General features: G+C 73.7%; 2 protein-coding genes. Both read left to right on the top strand.

Going from position 1 to position 2,588, the window contains the following annotated elements; all coding sequences use genetic code 11:
• Nucleotides 1–705, top strand: a 705-nt coding sequence (locus BH719_RS05835) for an anaerobic ribonucleoside-triphosphate reductase activating protein (protein WP_009743877.1), incomplete at its 5' end; no start/stop codon positions are given.
• Nucleotides 706–825: 120 nt separating this feature from the next.
• Nucleotides 826–2,511, top strand: a complete 1,686-nt coding sequence (locus tag BH719_RS10300; RefSeq protein WP_009743876.1) for a variant leucine-rich repeat-containing protein — start codon at nucleotides 826–828, stop codon at nucleotides 2,509–2,511.
• Nucleotides 2,512–2,588 lie beyond the last annotated feature (77 nt).

Here is a 2,588-nt window from a genome sequence, read left to right as displayed (position 1 = left end):
CCCGACGACCTGCAGATCGCGGGCCTGGTCCCCATGTCCACGGTCGACTGGCCGGGCGAACTCGTCGCCTCCCTGTTCCTGCAGGGCTGTCCGTGGGCGTGCCCCTACTGCCAGAACGCGGCGATCATCGACCCGCGCGTGCCGGGCGTGGTCGCCTGGGACGCCGTCGAACGGCTGCTCGCCAGGCGCCGGGGCCTGCTCGACGGGGTCGTCTTCTCCGGGGGCGAGGCCACCCGGCAGATCGCCCTCGCCCCCGCCATGCGGCGCGTGCGCGAACTGGGATTCGCCGTCGGCCTGCACACCGCCGGCCCCTACCCCGCGCGCCTCGGAGCGCTGCTGGACGAGGGCCTCGTCGACTGGGTGGGCCTCGATATCAAAGCGACTCCCGCCAACTACCCGGCCGTGGCGGGACGCCCGGGATCGGGTGGGCGCGCGTGGGAGGCGCTGCGGGTGCTCATGGACCACCCCGAGGTGGATCATGAGGTGCGCCTCACCGTGTTCCCCGGGGGGTCGGACGACGGCCTCGAGGTGGCGCGCGCGGTGCGGCAGGCGGGCGCCCGGTCCTTCGCGCTCCAGCAGGCGAGGCAGACCGGCGCCCCTGACGGGTTCGTCGCGCGTGCCCCGGGGTGGGACGACCAGGTGCGGGCGTTGGACCGGGACATAGGGGCCCTGGGCTTCGACGCCTACGAGTTCAGGGGCGCCTAGAGGCTGATGTCAAGGGACAACGCCGTGGGGGGCGTGAAAGCCGTCCGTAAATTGGGCCGCTCCCGCGGTTAGGGGATAAAGTGGGACGGCATCTGTCCCGTACGAATTCTGGAGCACAGCATGGCTGACGAGTTGCACTTCGACGACCCGCTCAGGGCCGCCGCCGACCCTGCCACGGATGCCGAAGCCCTCCGACAGCTGGCGTACCGCTACCCGGAGACCCGCGCTGCCGTCGCGGCCCACCCCCGGGCGTACAGGGGGCTGCTCGACTGGCTGCACCAGTTCGGCGACCCCGCCGTCAACGCGGCGCTCGAGGCGCGCGAGGACTACGACGGGTACATCGACTCCAACGGCTTCCTCGTCATGAGCGGGGACGTGTCGGGCGCGGTCGCCGGATCCCAGATCCGCACGGCCGAGCACGGGATGTACGTGCTCGGGCAGGGGGGCGTCAACAGCTACTCCCAGGTCGAGCGCACGACCCCCTACTCCGCGGTCGCGGGCGGTGCCTCGCCCAAGCCCGAGGTGCAGAGCCGCGAGCAGGTCGTCGCGCAGGTGCGGCGCACTTCGATCTTCGGGAACCGCACTGCGGGCTCCGGTGGGCAGGAGGCGCAGGCCGCTTCCGCTTCCGGCGTGGACGCCCCCACGGCGCGGACCTCCTCGGTCGAGACCGCGGTGTCGCGCACTCCTGCGGCGGGCACCCCGGCGGTGGACGCCCCCACGGCGCGGATGCCCGCAGCCGATGCCGGGGCCACCCGCGTCATGGGGGGCTCGCCGGAGGGGGCCACGGCGGTCTTCCCCAAGTCGGGTTCGCCGGAGGGCGCCACGGCGGTCTTCCCCAAGTCGGGTTCGCCGGAGGGCGCTACGGCGGTCTTCCCCAAGTCCGCTTCGCCGGCGGGGGCCGCGGCCACCATGCCGCTGCCCACGGCCGACCCGCGCCAGCAGGCCACGCGGACCATGCCCGGTGCGGTCGGCCGCGACTCCGGCGGCCCCTACGCGGCGCCCGGCGCCTCCCCGTACAGAGCGCCCTCCTCCACCAGCCAGTACGCGCCCTCAGGGGGCGCCTCCGCCTCCGGCTACCCTGCTGCGGGCAGGCGGTCCTCCTATTCCGCCGCGTCCACCGCAACGCGCGCGCCTGCCCAGCAGGCGCCCGCCTCGGGTTCCGACTACGACGGCGGTGGCGACGGGGCCGCCCCGAAGAAGCGCAAGGGAGGGCCGAGCGCTCTGGGCATCATCTTCAGCGCCCTCGTCATCGTCGCGATCGCACTGCTCGCAGTCGTGATCTACGTGTTCACGCGGGGGTTCGAGACCCCCAACTCCTCGCCGACGACGCCCCCCGCCGCGCAGGCGGCGCCCACGACCGCGTCCCCCACCACGCCCAGCCCCAGCCCGTCGACCACTGAGGCGATCCGCTACCCGGCCCCTGCGAACGCCCAGCAGCTCACGGCGTTCGCCACTCCCTCGGGGAACATCTCCTGCTCCTTCAACTCCACGGGCGTGAGCTGTGTCATCAACTCGAACGACTGGGCGGCGGGGAACTACGCGTCCTGCTCGGGCAGCTCCCACGGCACCCTTTCGATCAGCGGCGACTCCGCGGTCCAGTCCTGCGGCACGTCCGGCGCCACGGCCGCGACCGGCCTCACCTACGGCCAGTACGCCGCCAACGGCGACTACGCCTGTTCGTCGACGGCGGACGGCGTGAGCTGCTGGAACACGAAGAGCGGCGCTTCCTTCGCCCTCGCCCGCGGCGGGTGGATGACGGGAAGCGGCGGGGAGATCGCCCCGGCCCAGTACTCCTGGAACCAGTAGGGCGGGCGCGGGCGGCGCGCTCCTCCGCGCTCGGATGGCCCGTCCGATCCCGCCGGCCCCGGCGTGGGGCGCCGACC

The organism is Pauljensenia hongkongensis (genome assembly GCF_001746855.1).
Classification (GTDB): Bacteria; Actinomycetota; Actinomycetes; order Actinomycetales; family Actinomycetaceae; genus Pauljensenia; species Pauljensenia hongkongensis.
The sequence above is the reverse complement of the archived record's forward strand: the minus strand, read 5'-3'. Positions and strand labels throughout refer to the sequence as shown.

Bases quoted from the DNA above. Each gene is read 5' to 3' on its own strand.
- BH719_RS10300 (WP_009743876.1), top strand. From the start codon at position 826: ATGGCTGACGAGTTGCACTTCGACGACCCGCTCAGGGCCGCCGCCGAC.